Genomic DNA, 20,188 nt, shown 5'->3' with positions numbered 1-20,188 from the left:
CCAGGCGCTTTCCGACCTTTTCCTCCTTTTATATATCCGGACGTCAAGACATCTAGACGTCCGGATATCTTGCAATCGATCGAATCTGTCGACTCATCGCGTCGCGTTCACAAATTCATCATCTACGCATCCCACAATGCGCTGAAACACGGCTCGGCGCATTCGAGCATGGTCGCATTCATCGATGCACAACCACGGAACCACGGGAAGGGAAAGATATGAAGATATCCAGGATTTTCGCCGCTGCTGCCACCGCCGCCGTCTCCCTCGTCGCCGGCTTCACCGCCGGTGCGGCCCATGCCGAAGGAACCTGCCCGAACGACGGCGTCGTCCGTTTCGGCGTCGAGCCGTACGAATCGGCGCAACGGCTGCTGCCGGTCTATAAGGATCTCAGCGACCTGATCGGCAAGAAACTCGGCTGCAAGGTCGAGCTTTACGTCGCCACGAGCTACAACGCAGAGATCGAAGCGATGCGCAACGACAAGCTCGAAATCGGCGAATTCGGCCCGCTCGGCTACGTGCTCGCCCATCAAGTCGCTCACGCGCAAGCCGTCGCGACGTTCGCCGGCGAGAACGGCACCCCGGCGACTTACACAGCCTCCATCGTGACGTGGCCGGGATCGGGCGTGAAGACGATCGCGGACATCAAAGGTCAATCGTTCGCCTATTCCGATCCGAGCTCGACGTCCGGCCACCTGTTTCCCGCCTATGGCCTGAGCAAGAACGGCATCGATCCGGACCACGGCGTGAAGGCACTGTACGCGGGCAGCCATACGGCCTCGTTCGAAGCGTTGCGTAACCACAAGGTGCAGGCGGGCGAGCTCAACAGCGAGGAAATCGCGAGCGCGAAGCTGCACAACGAATTCGATGCGAGCGCGTACGTCACGCTCTGGCAATCGCAGCCGATTCCGCTCGACCCGCTTGCGGTACGCGGCGATTTGCCCGCCGACTTCAAGGACCGGCTCACGAAGGTCCTGAGCTCGCTCGACTTGCATGCACTGCCCGAAGCCGATCAGAAATTCCTCGCCGCGAACGAAAATCCGGCACTGAAAACCGTGCCGCAAACCGATGCCGCCTATGATCAGATTCGCGATCTGATCACGACCCTGCACGTCGACCTGGCCAAACTGTGAACACGATCTTCGGAACGACGGGCGCCGCGGCGTTCGAGACGGGAAGCACGAGATGGGATCACGCCGGCGCGCGGGAGGCGGCGCGCGGCGCCGCGCTCGCGTCGGGCGCGAAGCTCGCCGTGCGTGACCTGACGATGCGATATCCCAACGGCCACGTGGCGCTGCAAGACATGAACCTTTCCGTCGAGGCCGGCGAAATGGTCGTAGTGCTCGGCAGCAACGGCAGCGGGAAATCGACGTTCATGAAGTGCGTAGTCGGATTGAACCGCCCGACCAGCGGCACGGTCGAGGTGGCCGGCCGCGACCTGGCTTCGCTCTCCGGCAAAGCGCTGCGCGAAGCGCGGCTGCCACTCGCACTGATCTCGCAACATGCCAATCTCGTGCGCCGTCGCAGCGTGCTTGCAAACGTATGCTGCGGTTCGCTGGGCCGCCACCGCACACTCGCTACCGCGCTTGGGCGCGTGCCTCGCAAGGAGGTCGAGCCGGCGCTCGACTACCTCACCGAGGTTGGCCTGGCGGACCTTGCGGGACAACGCGCGGGGACGCTCTCCGGCGGCCAGGCTCAGCGCGTCGCCGTCGCACGCGCGCTCGCGCAAGTCCCGCAGGTACTGCTTGCCGACGAACCGGTCGCGAGTCTCGATCCCGAAGCAGCCGACGAAGTCATGCGACTCTTGCGCCGCCTAGCGAGCGACGACGGTCTCGCAGTCGTCTGCGTGCTGCATCAGCCCGACCTGGCCATGCGCTACGCGGATCGCCTGCTCGGCCTGCGCCGCGGCCGAACGATTTTCGACCGTGCCGCTTCGACCGTTTCTAGTCGCGCAATCGCCGACCTCTACGTAGCGGACGCATGATGATTACGGTTTCCGCTTACAAAACGCACGTGCGAGGCGCGCCCTCGATGGTCCGCAACGCCGTCACCGTGGCCGTGACGCTCGTTGCCGTGGCGCTTTTCGTGCAGGCGTGGATTGTCGTGCAGGCACGACCGCAGGATCTGGTGACGGGTGCGCACGGGATGGCCGACATCATCTCGCGCGCCATGCCGCCCGCGTTCGACCAGTTCAAGCCGACGTTGATACCTGTGTTGGAGACGATCGATCTGGCGATTTTCGGAACGGTATTCGGCGTGTTGCTCGCCTTCCCGCTCTCGATCCTTGCCGCACGAAACGTGACGCCCGGCAAGCCGTTCTACTACGCGGCACGCGCCGTCATCGGCATCACGCGCTCGGTCCCCGATCTCGTGTGGGCACTGCTCTTCGTGACGGCGGTGGGGCTCGGGCCCTTTCCCGGCGCGTTGGCGCTCGCCGTGCATTCGGTCGGCATGCTCGGCAGGCTCTTTGCCGAAGTGATCGAAGACATGGACATGGGGCCTGTCGAGGCGTTGACGCTGACGGGGGCCGGCCGCCTGCAAGTGTTCACCCATGCGGTGGTGCCTGGCGTCATGCCCTCGCTGCTCGGCATTGCCCTGTACCGCTTCGACGAAAACCTGCGTTCCTCGCTCGTACTTGGCTTCGTGGGCGCAGGAGGCATTGGATTCGTCTTGCTCACCGCGATGAATTTGTTCCAATATCAGACGGTCGCGTTCCTCATGATCGTGACCTTCGTGCTCGTCGCGTGCGCCGAACGTGCCTCAGCCTATCTGCGCAGCCTCGTAGCGTGATTCGAACTGCTCTGCTGCGCATCAACGAGAACTTTCATGTATATCGACAAACTCGGCGGCGTCGATCCCTGGACGCTAGGCCGCGCACTATCCGAAGAGCCCGACATCGACCCGAGCGCCGTCGTGCGTCATTGCGATTTCGGCCGCTACACCTATCTCGGTCCGCGCTGTCAGATGGCCAACTCGACGTTCGGCGATTACAGCTATGCAATGGGCGACAACCAGATCGCGCATGCGCAGATCGGCAAGTTTGCGAATATCGCCACCTGCGCTCGCATCAATCCGCCCAATCATCCAACGTGGCGTGCGACGCTCCATCACTTCACTTATCGCTCGCGCTCATACGGATTCTCGCTCGACGATGACGAGGAAATCTTCAACTGGCGTGCCCAAGACCGCGTGGAGATCGGCCATGACGTGTGGCTCGGCCACGGCGCGATCGTCATGCCTGGCGTGAAGATCGGCAATGGTGCGGCGGTGGGCTCGGGCGCCATCGTCACCAAGGACGTGCCGCCTTTCGCCATCGTCGTCGGCGTGCCTGCGCGGGTTCTGCGCCTGCGTGTGGATGAGCGCACTGCCGAGCGGCTTTCTGAAATTGCCTGGTGGGATTGGAGCAAGGAGCGGCTCGATGCGGCGCTGGGGGATTTTCGGACGTTGAGCGCGGAGGCGTTTGTCGAGAAATACGGCCGTTGAACTCGGTGGCGAGATCACATCTACACGTAAGCCCGCTCCCGCATCCATTTCGTCATGATCCACTTCTCTCCACCCGTGACGGGTGCACCGGCATGCAGGCTCAGCGCATCGAGCTGTCCGGTGCCATTCATATAGCGGAAATAGACGGCGTTACCGCGCTTCGGAGTCAGCGCAATTCCGGCCTCAGGAAACACCGTCGTGCCGCCGCCGGGCACATCGTTCAGGTACACGATCAGCGTCGCGATGCGTTGTCCGCCGTGCGCCGTATGGTGTGCGGCACCGGCCTGCCCCGGCGGGAAAAAATCGAAGTGCGGTCGATATTCGCCGCCCACCCCATAGCGCATGATCTGTAGTCCCTCGCCGTTCTCGAGCGGCCAGTTCATCAACGCGGCAATACGCCGGTCGAGCATCGTGATGAACGCGTCCTCGCAACGCTGGAACCAGATACCCTCGCTGGTCCGGTTCTGGATCACTTCCGCGCCACCGTCATCGACATTGACCGTTGTCGAACGGCGCAGGCAATGGCGCGAACGCTCGATGAGCTGCTCGCACTCGCTGGCCGACAGCACATTGCCGAACAGGATCAATTGCGGACGCTCGCAGCGAATCAAAACCTCGACGTCGCGATCGTACGCGCGGATCACGTTGCCCGGCGCAACGGGTGTGGGATCGTAGCGATACGCGTGCGCTTCCGAGCCTACCGTTTGTTTCGCAGGTCGATCGAGCGGCCGTTGAACCGGTGAGATCGCTTCAAACGCCGGCTGCGGATCTGTCCCGCCCGCGTTCAGATGAGGCGATGCCGGTTGCGCGGCGGTGCGGCTTGCTACCTGCTTAGCGATCGCGGCGCGAGCGATGGCAGGATCGAGCCCCGCCGTCAGCATTGCGTCGAGCATCGATTCGGCGGTGCAGCCGCGCTGCGTGTTCAATACGAGCCATTCTTGCCAAGCGGCGTCCAGTGTTGTCATGAAGCGTCTCGCCGATTGATAGTCTGCGCCGCGTCCGATCAAAAGCGATCGGATTACCGCCGGCGATCCTTGGCGAGCAATGCGATCCCCGCCAAGAGTGCGGGCACGATGAGCACCATGAAAACGCGACTCGCGCTCCAATCCATGCTCAGCATCTGCGCACCGGAAAAAATGCTCAATAGCGCGCCGCAGCGGCCCGCGCCGTGCATCCAGCACGAGCCCGTCGCGCGGGCACGGGTTGGATAGAAAACCGTGGGAAGCGCATTGACGCCGCAGATCGCGCCAATCAAGCAGAAGCCGAGCACGAACGCCAGCAGCAGCATAAACGGAACCGAATGAAAGGCAAGCCCGAGGCCGAGAAACAACGCGCCGCTAGCAACGCATGCTAGCGCAGGCACCGTGTGCAGATCGCACCGATCCATTGCCCATCCGAGCGCCAGCGCACCGGCCACGCCTCCCATCTGATAGACGGCAGAAACTTCAGCGGCGTATCGAAGACTGAAGCCGGCTTCCTTGATGAGGCTTGGCAACCAGTTGGACAGCATATTGCTCGCGAACAGCGCAGCGAAGTAGGCAAGCCACAACATCAGACTGCCGAACAGATAGTTTGCGGAGAACACGAGCTTCGTTTCGGCGCGTCCGACCGGTTCCACTGAAGCGACGAACGAGGATTGCGCCGACGTTTCACCGGGCGCCAACCTTTCGACGATAGCGCGAACACGAGAGGCAGGCGCCTGCCTCGCCACCAGAAACCGGACCGATTCCGGCAGCATGATCAGCAGCACGGGAAGCATGAGCAGCGATATCGCCCCGCCGACAACTAACACGCTGCGCCAGCCGAACGCGGGAATCATCCACGCCGACAAAAAGCCGGCGCAAGCCGAACTGAACGCCACGCCGCAGATGATGAACGCGACCGAGAGCGAGCGAATCCGCGCGGGCGCATATTCGGAAATCAGCGTGGCGGTATTCGGCACGACCGAACCCACGCCCAGGCCAGTCAGGAACCGGAACAGAATCAATTGCGGCAAGCTGTCGGCCGTCGCGGCCAGCAGCGTGGTTGCGCCAAATACGGCAACACTCAGCAGCAGGACCGACTTGCGGCCGAGGCGATCCGCAAGCGGACCTGCCGCCACAGCACCCAATACGAGGCCGATCTGTGCGGCGCTCAACGCAGGCCCCAACGCCCGGCTGGTCAGGTGCCACTGCTGCTTGAGCACCGGGACGATGAAGCCCATCACGGCCAGATCGAATCCTTCCAGCGCGATGATGCAGAACCCCAGCACCAGCACCAATTTCTGCAGCCGTCCGATCGGACGATCGGCAATCATCGCGTGCACGTCGATCACACCCGGTGTATTCACTCAATCACCCTTCGCGCTTTCAAGAACGCATATGTTGTATGGGCGGTGGCGCGCCGCTGATCCGGACCGATTGCAGGCATGCTGCTTCGCATGGCCTCGCGACGATATCAGGCGAACTTGGGCGCGAACGATTCGGTCAACCGGTCACGCAAGACCTTGCCCGTCGCGGTGCGCGCGAACTCGTCAACGAAAAAGAGTTTCTCCGGGCTGATCGGGCCAAGCTTGCCGAGCGCCCATGCCATCAACTCGTCGCCCGGCACGGAGCGGGCGGCGATCACCGCCACCGCAAGAAGATCGCGACCCGAGTGTTGCGGCAGCACGAATGCAGCCGCCTCGCGCACCGCGGGGTGCTTTTCGAAGACACTTTCGAGGTCGCGAAAATGGACCTTGTTCCCGCCGACGTTGAATACGTCGTCCTCCCGGCCTTCGATATACAGAAGACCTTCCGCGTCGAGACGCGCGCGGTCGCGCGGATAGTGCCAGCCGTCGCGAAAGCGCTCGGACGTGAGCGAGGGATCGAGATGATAGCTGTCGAACATGTGATCGAGCTTCACTCGCAGACGACCCGATTCGCCCAACGGCACCGGCCGGTCGTCGTCATCGACGACTTCCAACCGCACCCACGGCACCACGCGGCCGACGCTGGCCGGCGCGCGCCGCAGGATATCGGGGACCGCGACCGCGACCGGACCGATCTCGGACGTACCGTAGTCGACATGCACGTTCGGCGTGAACTTGCGGAACAACGCATCGAGCAGGCGTGGGCTCGGCATCCCACCGAGTATCTGCAAATAGGTGAGCGACGGGAAATGGATGTCGTCGTCGTCAAGCAGCGCGAGGATTTCCTCGGCCATGGCCGGCGAAAGCAGCCAGTGCGTCACCGCATGCGAGCGGACCATATAGGCCAGGTTGGCAGGCGATCTGTCCGGCGACAACACCACCGTGCCGCCAAGCACGAGTATCCGCATCGACTGACCGAAACCAACGCCGAAATTCAGATCCATCGGCAGCATGCGTGTCTGCGGGCCGCGAACGTAGGTGGACTTGGCGACGCGATCCAGCAAATACCCATGCGTACGCAGGACGCCCTTCGGGTCGCCGGTTGTCCCGGAGGAAAGTGAAATCCAGCAGGGATCGTCAGCCTGCGTTCGGGTGGCGGGCAACAGCGGCACACGCCTGGAAAGGTCAATCGCGCTGAGCGAGATGAACGGCCAGCCCTCGAGCCGCATGTCCTCTCGTCCGGACACCACCGCCGAAACGCTGAAACGCCGGGCGGCGAGTACTCGGCGTTCCGCCGACAGTGCGCTATGTAGCGGCACCGCGATCGCGCCGATCCGTGCGATCGCCAGCAGCGTCACCAGATGCATGCCCGTCTGGCCCATCGAGATTCCGATGGTCTGCCGCGCCTGCACACCGTTGGCCATCAGTTTCAGGGCCACGACGTGAACCGCCGTGATGAGTTCGCGATAGCTCAAGACGCAATCCGGAAGGATCAGCGCAAGCGCCGCTGGACGACGACGCGCCTGTTGCTCGATGACTTCAGTGATATTCCAGACACCATCCGCAACACCGAACTGCTTGATGGTCATGTCGTCGGTCATGTTCGTTCCGATGATGGACGTCCCGCTCGGTGGTTCACGCTCACCGCCGGCCCGGTTCGCTCAAGAGCGCGCCGTCGAGATGATGCGCAAGGATGCCAAGTTTCATATTCCGAAGCAATCGCAATTCACCCCACGATTTAAAACGCAGGATGTCAATTGGTGTTTATTGGTTTGACCTACCTGTCCACGGCGCCTCACCTACGCGCGCACGCACAGCTCACGTCAATTCGCATAAATCTCACAGAAAGTGAACGGTCGTCCAGAAACGCGTCATTTGCCGGTATGACAAGCCCTGACGGGCCACCACGACTGACGAGCGTAAATTCCAAGCTCATTGCGACGGAAATCAAATAAAAGACAAAGCCGGCGACCACCTGAATTGTAATATTTCTGCAAGTAATATTCTCTGCCACCCCGGCGGTGCACAGACACGACTTGTGTCTGATTCTTGCAATTCTCCTAACCTAACCTAATGTTGCAAACTGTTGCAGAGATTACACAATGGTGCGAATTCGATCCGACTTGGTGCATTCGATGAATCCCAAAAACGCGCTATCACAACAGCGAGCGCTTGTTGCCGCCGTCGCAGGGGCCATTGCCGGGGCCGCGCCGCTCGTCGCGAAAGCCAATTGCGGGATCACTGGAACGATCAGCGGCAATACCAGCGAGATAGGCTGGTCGTCGGGTGACTGTACGATCTCTGCAAACGTCACCCTTTCCAACTACAACACGCAGACTGCCCTCCTTGCCACAGGCGCCTCCCTCGGCACGCTGACCAACAGCGGCACGATCTCCGGCTTCATGTACGGCCTGCTCAATTCGGGCACCATCGCCGTACTGAACAACAACATTGGCGGGCAATTAAACGGCTTGAGCGTCAGTGCCGCCGGCTTGCGCAACAACGGTACCATCGGCACGCTGACCAACAGCGGCAGGATCTCCGCCGGCAGTACAGGAATCTGGAACAACGGCAGTATCGGCACCCTGATCAACAACGGCACGATCACCGGCAACGGCGGCTTTGGCTACACATCTTTTAACGGTATCAACAACACGGGCCACATCACAGAACTCGACAACGAGAGTAGCGGCCAGATTATCGGTGGCAGTACCGGTATCCAAAACTCCGGTAGCATCGGCGCCCTGACCAATAGCGGTACCATTACCACCGCCAACGGCCCAGACCGATTTGGTATCGGCAATGACGGCAGCGGTACGATCAGCACGTTGACCAATAACAGCAGCGGCTCCATCAGCGGTGGCTCTACCGGCATCCTCAATAACGGCATCGTCGGCACGTTGACCAATAGCGGCACCATAACCGGCGGCGAGGCCGGCCTGGCCAACCACAACAGCATCAGCGTCGTCAGCAACACCGGTACCATTAGCGCCCCGCTCGGCATCTCCAATACCGGCAACATCGGCACCCTTACCAACAGCGGGACACTGCTTGGCAGCGGCGGTAGCGCCATCGGTTTATCCAACGCCAACACCGGCACGATCGGTTCGCTGAGCATCACCGGCACGGGTAGCATTTCAGGTAACGTGGGCATCGCCAACTCCGGCATCCTCGGCCCGGTGAGCAACGACGGCCTCATCAGCGGCACCGTCAACGCGATCAGCAACAGCAGCACCGGCACGCTCGGCACGATCACTAATTCCGGCGTGATCGCGGGCAACATCGCCAATCTGTCGACCCGCGATCTGAACATCAATGGCGGCACGAGTTCGACCTTCGGCACGCTGACCGGCATGAGCGGCTCGATCGGCACCATCAGCGGCACGCTCGCGAACGTCAACTTCGGTTCCGGCAACCTGCTGCTGAACGACAACGTCAACGTCGGGACCAACGCGGTCAACAACAACAGCGCGACGCTACAGGTCAACCAATCCATCGCGATCACCGGCAACTACACGCAAGGGGCGTCCGCCACGCTGCTGGTCGGCGTCGCGGACGGCGCCGTCGCCAGCGGCTCGATCGACGGCGACAGCGGCTATGGCCGGCTCGTCGTCTCGGGTACAGCAAACATCGCAGCCGACTCCGCCGTGACGCTGCAGAAGTTGAATGCCTATGGATTTGCGGCTGGTCAGCGCTTCGTCGTGATTGATGCCACCGCGACCGGCACCAACTACAACGCAGGCGCGCTGCGCTATTCGATTGCCGGGGTAACCGGACTCGTCGTCACCGGCGCGGCCGTGGCCGACGGGGCGAACAGCGATCTGGTCCTGACAGTCGCCAGCACGTCGTCACCCACACCTTCGCCGACGCCGTCGCCCACGCCGACCCCAACACCCACGCCGGTGCCCGCAACCGCGCCCAATTCACTGGCTGCGCTCACCGGCTTGTCGCATTACACCGGCGTCAGCCCGGCGTTGCTCAACCTCTTCGATGCCTCGCTCGCGCTGAATGCGAGCGGCTCCGCGAGCGCGGCAAATCGCGCCGGCGCGCAACTCGCTCCAACGTCGCAAACCACGTCCAGCCAAGCGGCAGCCGCCCCCACGCTCGATGTCCTCAACATCGTTGCAGCCCACAGCGACAGTTTGCGGCTCGCGCAGAACAGCAGCAGCGGCATCTCGACGGGCGAAGGGCCGCCCACGTGGGGCGTCTGGGGGCAGGCGTTCGGCGGCCACGCGAGCCAGAACGAAAGCGATCAAGTTGACGGATACAGCGCCAACTACGGCGGCTTGCTATTCGGCGTCGACCGAGCGGTCTCCGAGACATGGCGGGTCGGCGGCGTATTCAGCTACAGCAACGCCGCCGTCAACAACACCGGCGATACGGCCGGCGACAACACGCGCATCAACTCGTACGGCTTGATCGGCTACGCCAGCTATATCGGCAGCCGCTGGTACGCAAATCTCTCCGCAGGCGCCGTGCAGCAGCGCTACGACACAACCCGCTTGGTCGACTTCCCTGGTGTCCTAGGCGAGGCCAACGGCAGCTTCAGCGGCCAGCAATATGTAGCGCGCGGCGAGATCGGCTATCCGCTGGCGTTGGGCGTCGCGACCGTCACACCGCTCGCAAGCCTGACCTACAGCTACCTGCACCAGAGCGCCTATACGGAGTCAGGCGGCAATGGCGCGGCGCTCTCAATCGGCACTTCGCACCTCACGTCGGTCACCACCGACATGGGTGCGAAGATCGAACGTCAAATGCCAACGTCGTTCGGCGTGCTGGTGCCTGAGTTTAAAGTCGCGTGGCGGCACGAGTACGACAACACGCGGGCGCTCACCAACGCCACCTTCGCGGCCGACCCCAGCGGCCAGACCAGCTTTACGACCCTCGGCGCCAGCCCCATCACCAACTCTGCGGTTCTTACTGTCGGCGTCACGCTGTTGCGCGAGCGGAACCTGAGCCTGACCGCACGCTACGAACTTCAGGCCGGGGGCGGCTATCTCTCCCAAGCCGGCACCTTGCGATTGAGGCAGCTATTCTGATTCCGTGCGGTGAAGCGGTACGGGCGTCGACTACCCCATGGATCGCGTTCCCGAAGAGCACGTCGGGAACGCGGTCCCGTCTTCGAGACCGGCCATGCAACGCGCGCGTGCTACGATCGAGCACCTCGATTTTTCTCTTGAATTGCGAATTTCCTTAGTCGCTCTAACGCCTTGTTTCGCCAGGATGTGCGGCGTTATCAAACGGATGGCAGCCGAATTGACGCAGTTCGAAACGCGATGAGGCACACGCCCGACACACGCAAGCGCTGCCTGCTGTCAGCATATGGCGCGTACCGAGCGGCGAGCGCATTGCTCGTGCTGCTTCTCGCTGGCACGCTGGCAGGATGCGCCGCGCTCGACCCCGATGCGCATGCCGATGCGCTGGCGCAACCGGCTCATTTGCATCGCGAATCCGTCGATACCGGCCGCTTCGTGCTGACGGCTTTCTCGCGCGTCTCGCAGTCCGACAAGCCGCTTCGCGTCTACATCGAAGGCGACGGCCTCGCATGGCTATCGCGCACCGAACCCTCGCTCGACCCGACACCGCACGACGCCACCGGCCTCGCGCTCGCCACGCAAGACCCCTCGCCCAACGTCGTGTACCTCGCCCGGCCCTGCCAGTTCACGCCGATGGCGATGAATCCGCGCTGCGGTATTCCATACTGGACTGCCAAGCGCTTCGCGCCGGAAGTAATCGCGTCGATGAACCAAGCAGTGAATCACTTCGCCGCGCAAACGCCCGGGCAACCCGTCGAACTGGTCGGCTACTCAGGCGGCGGTGCGGTGGCGGTGCTGATCGCGGCGCATCGCACCGACGTCGCTTCGATTCGAACGGTAGCCGGTAACCTCGACGATGAATTCGTCAATAAGCTGCATGGCGTGTCGCCGATGCCGGAGTCGGAGAACCCGATCGATTTTGCGAGTCGTGTCGCAGCGATTCCGCAAATTCATTTCAGTGGCGCCGACGATCGGACGGTTCCGCCTCTGGTCGCACAGCGCTTCGTCGAGGCAACCGGCGAGCGGTGCGCGCGGGCGGTGACTGTTTCCGGCATGTCGCACGATGGCGATTGGAGCAATCGCTGGGCGGGGTTGCTGGACATTAAGCCGGCATGCGGAACGACAAGAAGCGAAAAGCGCTGACAGCGGTCAGGTCAGGATACGTCATCGTCGACAGCTACGGAGATGACGCCATCGAAGCCTTATAAAGCCGCGCCGTTGCCCGTATCGACCGAAGGTTGGAGTTGCGAGCGCAACACCGGATGCGTCGCTCCGCTTCGCATCGCCCACGCGCCGTTCGGCGAGAAGTCCCAGCCGGCAAGACTGGCGGGGTTCGACATTTGCGCCATAGTCAATCCGTTGCTGCTGGAAATGCCGGGGCCACCCAATGTTTGACCGGTGCTTTGTTCATCCCAGTACACGTCCGAGCCGACCGTTCCACCGCTCACGCGCGCGACGATGCCACCTACCACCGCGCCGAAGTCGTTGATGTAGGTAAGCTTGCCGCTCGCGAACGATTGCTCGACGACACCGCCGTCATTCATGCCGACCAGGCCGCCTACATCTGAAAGGTTTTGCTGCTGTGTTCCGTCGACACTCCCGGTTGCGTACGATTGAACGTGGCGAACGGCGAACCGCTCAGTTCTTATCCCGTACCGTCTTGACCCTAAGAATCGGGAAAATATGATTTGACGCCCCGCGCAAAAATCGTTGTTCCAACGATGAAATCGATAAAGGCACGCACCTTTTGAGGGACATGGTTTCTGCTGGGGTAGTAGACATACAAGGGGAATACCTCGTCCGGCCACTCTGGAAATAAAACCTCAAGCCGTCCATTCTCGAAATACTCATCGATCCCAATATCAATTACTTGTGCAATGCCATATCCAGCCACGCAAGCGCCAATTTTTGTTCCTGCATCCGTCACTGTCAGATTACCCTGAACGTCGACGACAATATTTTGCTCTCCGTTCCAAAACTCCCACTCAAACGGCCTTCCTGTTGATGGATCAATTGCCAATATACATTCGTGATTGCATTCAATCAGTTCGTTCGGGTGCTTCGGGCGCCCCCGTCGTGCCAAGTAGGACGGAGCGGCAACCGTCAGGATGCGAGCGCTGAATAATCGTCGGCAAACTAGCGTAGGCAATGACGGCATACCAAAACGCACAGCGAGATCGAATCCCTCGCTGACCAAGTCTGGAAGCTGGCTCCTGGTTTCCAGCTTGAGTTGTAGAGACGGGTTTTCGCACAGAAATGCTGCGAGCCGCGGCGCCAAAATCAAGCGGGAAAACAACGCATCGCAAGCAACGCGCAGCGTTCCGCGAACTGAGGAACTGTACTCAGCAGCCTGGGTCGTTGCCTCGTCGATCCCTTGTAGATGCGGCAGCACTCGCGTCAGGAGGTCGCGACCTGCTTCGGTGACCTCGACATGACGGCTTGTTCGATTCACAAGCCGGGCGCCGAGCCGATCTTCAAGACGAGCAACGGCCCTGCTTACGGCCGGTTGCGTTTTTCCGAGGCGATCAGCGGCACGCCCAAAGCTTTGGGTGTCGGCTACGGCAGCAAGCGCAAGCAAGCCGCCCACCAGTCCTCCATCAAGCTCTTCCATCATCGATGCGTTTCCGTCATAGCAGGAATACCCGACTTGCAGTGGCGCGAAATGGCATGAGGCATCACTATGCAAGTCATTCAAATTTCATGAAACAAGAGCGGCAATGAATCAAACATCAGAAGTAGCATCGCTCATCGATGACTATTTCAGTCTCGCCTACGATCCAACAAGTCGCAAGTTCGATAACATCTTCCATTCGCAATGCCTGATTCAATGGCTGCACAATGGCAGCCTTGAATCGATGACGGCCGAGAGTTATCGATCGCTCATCTATGGACGCCCCAGCCCAATGTCCATCGACGCCCCGCGAGACGAGGGAATTGTCGACATCAATCATATTTCGCGGCACTTATCCGCGGTGACGGCGCGTGTTCGCATCGGGAATAACTCATTCGTAGATCATCTCATACTTCATGAGATAGATAAAAAGTGGCTAATCACCAACAAATCGTCTTTCATTGCATGCAGTCGATCAAGCACATCTTGACGAAAGCTTAACTCACGCTGAGGCGTTGCGTTGAGATTTGCTCATTTTCCTAACGATTACCTGATTGATGGCCCACGCGAACGAGAACCGCTCGTAGAGATTTGCAGGCAAAGTCCGCCGCCGACGTAACACCCGGGATCGACTTCGCGCGAGACGCGCAGCGCGTTGGACGATGCAGTTGTTTTGAGCCCACGCCCTACCCCCAAACCCACCCCAAAACGATGATGCGATTTGTGGGTAGGAACGGGGTGCGACAAGACCGGTGCCCCCAAACGCCGATACGACAATGGTTTGGGGGATGTTTAGGCAAACGATGAAATATCGTGGGAAAGCTTGACTGGCGGAGAGACGGGGATTCGAACCCCGGATAGGTTATTAACCTATACACGCTTTCCAGGCGTGCGACTTAAACCACTCATCCATCTCTCCGGGAACCGCGGAGTATAGCAGAGTCTTCGAGCCGTGGGGCAGCCCCTCTCTTCGACCAGGCGTCACCCGCCTCACGGATGCCGAATGTAATCGACGAGCGCCTTCGTATAAGCATCGGGCGCGCGATCGAGCAAGCTGACGACGATCGTCGCCACGAACCCCGCCGGCACCCCGAACACCCCCGAGCTGATCGGCTCGATGCCGAACCAGCGCGGCCTCGCAAAGCCCGTCAACTGCCCGAAGTACGGATACGTCGAGACGATGTAATAAACGCACACACCGAGCCCCGCAACCATCCCCGCCACGGCACCGCGTTTGGTCGTCCGCTTCCAAAACACACCCAACACAAGCACTGGAAAGAAACTCGACGCCGCAAGCGAAAACGCCGCGCCCACGAGAAACAAAATATTCCCCGTATTGAGCGACGCCACGTACGACGCGAACAGCGCCACGCCGAGCAGCAAGATCTTCGAAATCGTCACGCGCCGCTGAGCCGACGCCTCGGGGTCGACCATGTAGTAGTAGATGTCGTGCGACAACGCATTGGCGATCGTCAGCAGCAACCCGTCCGCGGTCGACAACGCAGCGGCCAACGCCCCCGCCGCAACCAAGCCCGAAATCACATACGGCAGCCCCGCGATCTCCGGCGCGGCCAGCACGACCATATCGGGCTGCATGCGTATCGCCGACCAGCGAATGATGCCGTCGCCGTTGCCCGCCCCGATGCCGATCAAGGCCGGCTCGGCCCGATGCCATTGCGTCACCCACGCGGGCCAGTCGGACATCGAGCGGCCGACGAGATGCGTCATGACCTCGTATTTGATCAGCACGGCAAGCACCGGCACGGTGACGTAAAACAACGCGACAAAAAATAGCGTCCAGGCAGCCGATCGCCGCGCCGAGCGAACCGAGGTCGTCGTGTTGTATCGCGACAAGATGTGCGGCAAGCTCGCCGTGCCCAGCGATAGGCACAGCAGCAGCGACAGAAAGTTGCGCTCGTGTGTGCGCCGCTCGTCGTCGTTCGACGCGGAAAACGGTTCGTACATCGGCACGGGATCGGTGGCGCGCGCAAGCAAATCATCGCGCGCCTGCGTCCACACGACGCGCGCAGCGGCTGCATCGCGCGGAAACGCTTGGAGCGCCGTCTCGCGTTGATGAATATCCCGCAGCGGCCCGTTGTGACGACGCAAGTCGTCGAGCTCGCGCATCAAGCGCGCTTTCGCATCCAGATACGAGCCCGGCAATGCGGCAATCTGCGCGTCGATACGCGCGGCCCGTTCTCGGTACGACGCCCGCACGCTGCGCTCCTGCGGCGAATCGCGCACGATCCGGTCGAGCTTCTCCATGCGCGCCATCAATCGGCCGTACGTGAACTGCGGCACCCATCCGAGACCATCCTTGTGCGCGATCATCGATACCGGTATCAGGAACGCGCTGATGAGAATCACGTACTGCGCAACCTGCGTCCACGTGACCGCTCGCATACCGCCGAGAAACGAGCAAACGAGAATGCCCGCCAATCCGCATGCAATGCCGATCGCGAAGTCGACGCCGATGAAACGCGTCGCGATGAGCCCCACCCCCTGTATCTGCGCAACGAGGTAGACGAACGAACAGAGTATCGCCGCCATCGCCGCAATGCCACGCACGACGTTGCTCGAATAGCGCGTGCCGAGAAAATCGGGAATCGTGTAGCGCGCAAGCTTGCGCACGTAGGGCGCGAGCAAGAACACGACGAGGCAGTAGCCGCCTGTCCAACCCATCAAATACGCAAGCCCGTCATAGCCCGTTGCGTAGAGCGACCCGGCCAGCCCGATGAACGAAGCTGCCGACAACCAATCGGCCGCCGTCGCCATGCCGTTGAAGACGGCCGGTACGCGCCGCCCCGCCACGTAGTACTCGACGAGATCGGACGTGCGCGACAGCAAGCCGATCACGGCATAAACGGCAATCGGAACGAACAGGAAAACATAGCCGACCCAGACACCCGGCCCCGTCACCCGCTCGATCCGCCACATCACATAGATGAACAAGAAAAAACCGAGCGTATAAAGCACATAAGCGCGAACCAGCCGGTTGACCAGCGTCATCGCGCCGCCTCCCGGACAGCTTCGCTCGCCGCGTCGTCTGCGGCGGCCTTTTGCAAGCGGCGGTCGGCGTGATTCATCGCGACGATATAAACGGCAATGAGCAACAGGTAGACGATGATCGCCCCTTGCGCACCGAGATAGAACGGCAGCCTGAACCCAGCGAAGCGCACGCTCGACAGCGTCCGCGCAAAGAGCGGCACGACGAACGAGACCGCAAACCCGATCAGCATCAACACGCCGACCAACGCCACGTTGAAGCGCCAGTAGCGGCGATGAGCAAGCGTCATCGCACGCGAAACCGGAGGCGGTTCGAGCGAGGCTTGAGCATTGGGATCGAAATGACGTGGCGCGGCCATGCGCCTATGTATCAAAAAGGCACGGCACGGGCAATCGGGATTGTCCGCGCCGCGCCTCGATGCGAAGCGGCAAATGGCGTTCCGAGCGGAACGTCGTGCGACGCAAGCCGCGCGCACGACGTACCCAGGCAGCGAACAGAGGTCAGCGCACTTGGCCGAGCTGTTCGAGAATCGCGGGGTTCTCCAGCGTCGATACGTCTTGCGTGATCTCCTCGCCCTTCGCGAGCGAGCGCAGCAGGCGCCGCATGATCTTGCCCGAGCGCGTCTTCGGCAGGTTATCGCCGAAACGCACGTCCTTCGGCTTGGCGATCGGGCCGATTTCCTTGCCGACCCAGGCACGCAATTCATTGGCGAGCTGTGCGGCTTCCTCGCCCTCGGGACGGGGCCGCTTCAGCACGACGAACGCGACGACAGCTTCGCCCGTCGTCTCGTCGGGACGGCCCACGACGGCCGCTTCGGCCACGAGCGGATTGGAGACGAGCGCAGACTCGATCTCCATCGTTCCAAGCCGGTGGCCCGAGACGTTGAGCACGTCGTCGATGCGGCCCATGATCGTGAAGTAGCCCGTGTCTTTGTCGCGCACCGAGCCGTCGCCGGCGAGATAAAGCTTGCCGCCCAACTCGGCCGGGAAGTAGCTCTTCTTGAAGCGCTCCGGGTCGCCCCACACGGTACGCAACATCGCCGGCCACGGCCGCTTCACGACGAGAATGCCGCCCTGCCCGTTCGGCACGTCTTGTCCCGTTTCATCGACGATCGCGGCCATGATGCCCGGCAGCGCCAGCGTGCACGAGCCCGGCACGAGCGGCGTCGCGCCCGGCATCGGCGCGATCATGTGGCCGCCCGTCTCGGTCTGCCACCAGGTATCGATGACCGGACAGCGCTTGCTGCCGACGTGCTCGTAGTACCAAATCCACGCCTCGGGGTTGATCGGCTCGCCGACCGTGCCGAGAATGCGCAGGCTCGACAAGTCGTAGCTCTTCGGGTGCACCTTCTCGTCGGCATCGGCGATCTTGATCAGCGAGCGAATGGCCGTGGGCGCCGTATAGAAGATGCTGACCTTGTGCTTCTCGATCATGTTCCAGAAGCGGCCGCCGTCCGGATAGGTCGGCACGCCCTCGAACATGACTTGCGTGGCGCCGAGCGCGAGTGGCCCGTACGTAATGTAGCTGTGTCCGGTGACCCAGCCGATGTCGGCCGTGCACCAGAAGACGTCCGACGGCTTCCAATCGAACGTCCATTTCATCGTCTGCGCGGCCCACAGCAAATAGCCGCCCGTGCTGTGCTGCACGCCCTTGGGCTTGCCCGTGGAGCCGGACGTGTACAGCACGAACAGCGGATGCTCGGCGCTTAGCCATTCCGGTTCGCAGGTATCGGCCTCTTGCGCGGCGGCCTCATGCATCCACACATCGCGCGATGCATTCCACGCGACGTCCCCACCCGTGCGGCGATAGACGAACACGCTCTTGACCGCTTCGCATCCGCCCATCGCGAGCGCTTCGTCGGCAATGGGCTTGAGCGGCAGCGCCTTGCCGCCGCGCATTTGCGCATCGGCCGTCACGAGCGCGACGGCGCCGACGTCGACGAGCCGCTCGTTCAGCGATTTCGACGAGAAGCCGCCGAACACCACCGAGTGCGGCGCGCCGATGCGCGCGCATGCCTGCATCGCCACGACGCCTTCCACGGACATCGGCATGTAGATGACGACGCGGTCGCCCTTCTTCACGCCCCGCCGCTTCAACGCATTCGCGAAGCGGCAGACGCGCTGGAGCAAGTCCTTGTAGGTCACATGGGCGACGGTGCCGTCGTCGGCCTCGAAGATGATCGCCGTGCGATCGCCGTGCCCAGCCTCGACGTGGCGATCCAAGCAGTTGTACGACGCGTTCAGCTCGCCGTCTTCGAACCACGTGAAGAACGGCGCGTTGGACTCGTCCAGCACCTTCGTGAACGGCTTGCGCCAAGTGAGCGTCTCCCGCGCGAGCCTCGCCCAAAAGCCGTCGTAATCCCGCTCGGCCTCAGCCGTCAACGCTCGGTATGCGTCCATTCCCGAAATCGCCGCCCCTGCTGCCGCCTCCGCGGACGGTGGGAACACGCGGCTTTCGTGAAGAACCGATTCAATCGCAGACATCGACTACTCCCATATGGACAAGATGAAACTTGAATCCGGCGCTGGGCATCGGCCGCACACGCATGCCGAGCAAAGACGCGTGAAATGAAATGCCGCGTTGCAGCAACGAAGCGCAGAGCGCGCCGTGCTCGCACGATATTCGTTGCACAGTAACGCCTACAACTTACCGGGTACTTACAGCACGCGCCATCGGCCGTTCGGTCAATCGTTCGATCGCTGTTCTCGCGCATCTTGGCGCGCCGCAGCACCGGCTTTACGCGGTCGCGTGCGTCCCCCTACAATGCTAGCCGAACTTCCCCTTCGGATTACAGCTTGAATCGGTACGCATGGTTTCTCATTGCCGCGATGCTGCTCGTCGGCAGCAACGTCGGCATCGGCAAGTCGATCGTCGCCTTCGTTCCCGTGCTCGTATTCGCGCTGCTGCGCTTCGTCATCGCGCTGGCGGTGCTGTGGCCGCTGCTGCGCCCATCGAAGATGCGCGCGGTCAAGCGCGGCGAATGGCTCAATCTTTTTCTGCAGGCGCTGTTCGGCACCTTCGGGTTTACGCTGCTCATGCTGAGCGGCGTGGCACGCACGAGCGCCGTCGCCGCAGGCGTCATCACGAGCACGATACCGGCCGTCGTGGCGTTGTTCGCCTGGGCATTGCTCGGCGAGCGGCCGAGCGCCCGCGCGCTCGTGTCGATCGCGCTGGCCATGCTCGGCATCGTCGCCGTCAATCTGTCGCAAGGCCAAGCGTCGTCGGCACAACCCGCCGCCGGATCGCTCGCCGGCAACCTCATGGTGCTCGGCGCCGTCTGCTGCGAATCGCTCTATGTCATTTTGTCGAGGCGGCTCACGCAGACGCTCGCCGCCATCGACATCTGCGCCTACACGCATCTGTTCGGCTTCCTGCTGATGCTTCCGCTCGGCATCAAGGCGCTGGCCGGCTTCGATTACGAGGCCGTGCCGCCCGGCATCTGGGCGCTGATGATGTGGTATGGCTTGTCGGCCAGCATCTTCTCGTTCTGGCTCTGGATGAAAGGCATCCGACACGTGCACGGCTCGCTGGCGGGTGTGTTCAGCGCCGTGCTGCCGATCGCCGCCGCAACTTACGGCATCGTCTTTCTCGGCGAGCGCCCGACGCTCGCCCACGGCATCGCGCTGGCCTGTGTCGTGGCAGGCATCGCGATCGCGAGCGTCGATCTCAAGCGCGTGCCGCCCGTGGCGCCTTGAGAAGGCTCCCGTGGGCCGCGCGCGGTG

Annotated in this window: 17 protein-coding genes and 1 tRNA gene; 9 read left to right on the top strand and 9 right to left on the bottom strand. The window is 62.0% G+C overall.

Annotation, left to right across the window (positions count from 1 at the left end; all coding sequences use genetic code 11):
- Window positions 1-218: 218 nt before the first annotated feature.
- From J3485_RS06955 to J3485_RS06940, 4 genes are read left to right on the top strand one after another with little or no spacing between them, the layout of a single operon-like run.
- On the top strand, window positions 219-1,133 hold the full coding sequence (locus J3485_RS06955) for a phosphate/phosphite/phosphonate ABC transporter substrate-binding protein (protein ID WP_206951781.1): 915 nt from the start codon (window positions 219-221) through the stop codon (window positions 1,131-1,133).
- A complete protein-coding gene (phnC, locus tag J3485_RS06950; protein ID WP_206951780.1) occupies window positions 1,130-1,984 on the top strand; it encodes a phosphonate ABC transporter ATP-binding protein in 855 nt (284 codons plus the stop codon). Before J3485_RS06955 ends, phnC begins: the two co-directional genes overlap by 4 nt.
- Window positions 1,981-2,790, top strand: a complete 810-nt coding sequence (gene phnE, locus J3485_RS06945) for a phosphonate ABC transporter, permease protein PhnE (RefSeq protein ID WP_242538507.1) — start codon at window positions 1,981-1,983, stop codon at window positions 2,788-2,790. The genes phnC and phnE overlap by 4 nt, the downstream gene beginning before the upstream one ends.
- A 36-nt stretch (window positions 2,791-2,826) precedes the next feature.
- Window positions 2,827-3,483 (top strand): LbetaH domain-containing protein, encoded by a 657-nt coding sequence (locus tag J3485_RS06940; protein ID WP_206951779.1) that lies wholly within the window; start codon window positions 2,827-2,829, stop codon window positions 3,481-3,483.
- A 20-nt stretch (window positions 3,484-3,503) separates the two neighbouring features.
- Here J3485_RS06940 and J3485_RS06935 read toward each other — a convergent pair whose 3' ends face one another.
- The 3 genes from J3485_RS06935 to J3485_RS06925 all read right to left on the bottom strand — a co-directional run bounded on the left by J3485_RS06935 (window position 3,504) and on the right by J3485_RS06925 (window position 7,413).
- Complete coding sequence (locus tag J3485_RS06935) at window positions 3,504-4,448, bottom strand: 2OG-Fe(II) oxygenase (protein ID WP_206951778.1); 945 nt, start codon at window positions 4,446-4,448, stop codon at window positions 3,504-3,506.
- Between the two features lie 53 nt (window positions 4,449-4,501).
- Window positions 4,502-5,812, bottom strand: a complete 1,311-nt coding sequence (locus J3485_RS06930; RefSeq protein ID WP_206951777.1) for an MFS transporter — start codon at window positions 5,810-5,812, stop codon at window positions 4,502-4,504.
- 107 nt (window positions 5,813-5,919) lie between these two features.
- Window positions 5,920-7,413: a class I adenylate-forming enzyme family protein gene (locus tag J3485_RS06925; protein ID WP_206951776.1), complete on the bottom strand. Its 1,494-nt coding sequence runs from the start codon at window positions 7,411-7,413 to the stop codon at window positions 5,920-5,922.
- Here J3485_RS06925 and J3485_RS06920 point away from each other — a divergent pair.
- The 3 genes from J3485_RS06920 to J3485_RS06910 all read left to right on the top strand — a co-directional run bounded on the left by J3485_RS06920 (window position 7,400) and on the right by J3485_RS06910 (window position 11,991).
- A complete protein-coding gene (locus tag J3485_RS06920; RefSeq protein WP_206951775.1) occupies window positions 7,400-7,588 on the top strand; it encodes a hypothetical protein in 189 nt (62 codons plus the stop codon). The genes J3485_RS06925 and J3485_RS06920 overlap by 14 nt on opposite strands.
- 359 nt (window positions 7,589-7,947) lie before the next feature.
- Window positions 7,948-10,851: an autotransporter outer membrane beta-barrel domain-containing protein gene (locus tag J3485_RS06915; protein ID WP_206951774.1), complete on the top strand. Its 2,904-nt coding sequence runs from the start codon at window positions 7,948-7,950 to the stop codon at window positions 10,849-10,851.
- A gap of 237 nt (window positions 10,852-11,088) precedes the next feature.
- Window positions 11,089-11,991, top strand: coding sequence for an alpha/beta fold hydrolase (locus J3485_RS06910; protein ID WP_242538506.1), 903 nt, complete (start codon window positions 11,089-11,091; stop codon window positions 11,989-11,991).
- A 59-nt stretch (window positions 11,992-12,050) separates the two neighbouring features.
- Here J3485_RS06910 and J3485_RS06905 read toward each other — a convergent pair whose 3' ends face one another.
- Both J3485_RS06905 and J3485_RS06900 read right to left on the bottom strand, forming a co-directional pair.
- A complete protein-coding gene (locus tag J3485_RS06905) occupies window positions 12,051-12,392 on the bottom strand; it encodes a hypothetical protein (RefSeq protein WP_206951773.1) in 342 nt (113 codons plus the stop codon).
- Window positions 12,393-12,514: 122 nt separating this feature from the next.
- Window positions 12,515-13,462 (bottom strand): LysR family transcriptional regulator, encoded by a 948-nt coding sequence (locus tag J3485_RS06900; protein WP_309476982.1) that lies wholly within the window; start codon window positions 13,460-13,462, stop codon window positions 12,515-12,517.
- A 103-nt stretch (window positions 13,463-13,565) separates the two neighbouring features.
- Between J3485_RS06900 and J3485_RS06895 the strand changes: the two genes are divergently transcribed.
- Window positions 13,566-13,949: a nuclear transport factor 2 family protein gene (locus J3485_RS06895; protein ID WP_206951772.1), complete on the top strand. Its 384-nt coding sequence runs from the start codon at window positions 13,566-13,568 to the stop codon at window positions 13,947-13,949.
- Between the two features lie 338 nt (window positions 13,950-14,287).
- Here the strand turns inward: J3485_RS06895 and J3485_RS06890 are convergent.
- The 4 genes from J3485_RS06890 to acs all read right to left on the bottom strand — a co-directional run bounded on the left by J3485_RS06890 (window position 14,288) and on the right by acs (window position 18,949).
- A tRNA-Ser gene (locus J3485_RS06890) sits at window positions 14,288-14,378 on the bottom strand.
- A 71-nt stretch (window positions 14,379-14,449) separates the two neighbouring features.
- Entirely contained in the window at window positions 14,450-16,468 is a 2,019-nt protein-coding gene (locus J3485_RS06885; RefSeq protein ID WP_206951771.1) for a sodium:solute symporter family protein, read from the bottom strand.
- Entirely contained in the window at window positions 16,465-16,824 is a 360-nt protein-coding gene (locus J3485_RS06880; protein WP_206951770.1) for a DUF4212 domain-containing protein, read from the bottom strand. The genes J3485_RS06885 and J3485_RS06880 overlap by 4 nt, the downstream gene beginning before the upstream one ends.
- A 142-nt stretch (window positions 16,825-16,966) precedes the next feature.
- Window positions 16,967-18,949, bottom strand: coding sequence for an acetate--CoA ligase (acs, locus tag J3485_RS06875; RefSeq protein ID WP_206951769.1), 1,983 nt, complete (start codon window positions 18,947-18,949; stop codon window positions 16,967-16,969).
- 312 nt (window positions 18,950-19,261) lie between these two features.
- Between acs and J3485_RS06870 the strand changes: the two genes are divergently transcribed.
- Complete coding sequence (locus J3485_RS06870; RefSeq protein WP_206951768.1) at window positions 19,262-20,161, top strand: DMT family transporter; 900 nt, start codon at window positions 19,262-19,264, stop codon at window positions 20,159-20,161.
- Window positions 20,162-20,188: the final 27 nt, after the last annotated feature.

Source organism: Trinickia acidisoli, assembly GCF_017315725.1.
Taxonomy (GTDB): Bacteria; Pseudomonadota; Gammaproteobacteria; order Burkholderiales; family Burkholderiaceae; genus Trinickia; species Trinickia acidisoli.
This window is presented reverse-complemented; position numbering and strand designations above follow the sequence as displayed.